Raw genomic sequence first — 547 nt, 5'->3', positions numbered from 1 at the left:
AGGTGTCTTCGGATGCGAGTTTTTGAGAGACTCATCAGTCACTGTTACACAGTGCTGAGTGTTTCAAATTTTCAGCTTGTTCCAGATTGTTAAAGAGCAAAAATTTCACAATATACTGAGATGACTCAATACATTTTGAAATGTTTTATTTAAGAGTTTTATAATGGTGGAGCTAAGCGGGATCGAACCGCTGACCTCCTGCGTGCAAGGCAGGCGCTCTCCCAGCTGAGCTATAGCCCCATCGATGTATCGTACTGCACAGCCACCTCACTTACCCCGCGATTTACACGCCGTATAAGCAAGAATTGGTAGGCCTGAGTGGACTTGAACCACCGACCTCACCCTTATCAGGGGTGCGCTCTAACCACCTGAGCTACAAGCCTATGCCGATACCGTCTCTTGTATCTTTCATCAGACAATCTGTGTGAACACTCACATTTCACCATCATAGGTTAAGGAGGTGATCCAACCGCAGGTTCCCCTACGGTTACCTTGTTACGACTTCACCCCAGTCATGAATCACAAAGTGGTAAGCGCCCTCCCGAAG

2 tRNA genes and 1 rRNA gene are annotated in these 547 nt (G+C 47.2%); all 3 read right to left on the bottom strand.

Annotated elements, in window-relative coordinates:
• Positions 1-164: 164 nt before the first annotated feature.
• Positions 165-240: transfer RNA gene (locus tag AACS92_RS03640), tRNA-Ala, on the bottom strand.
• A gap of 66 nt (positions 241-306) precedes the next feature.
• Positions 307-383 (bottom strand) — tRNA-Ile (locus AACS92_RS03635).
• Between the two features lie 70 nt (positions 384-453).
• Positions 454-547: ribosomal RNA gene (locus AACS92_RS03630) — 16S ribosomal RNA — on the bottom strand; the annotation flags it as partial.

Origin of the sequence: Xenorhabdus sp. KJ12.1 (assembly GCF_963876495.1) — a bacterium.
GTDB classification, from domain to species: domain Bacteria; phylum Pseudomonadota; class Gammaproteobacteria; order Enterobacterales; family Enterobacteriaceae; genus Xenorhabdus; species Xenorhabdus stockiae.
The sequence above is the reverse complement of the archived record's forward strand: the minus strand, read 5'-3'. Positions and strand labels throughout refer to the sequence as shown.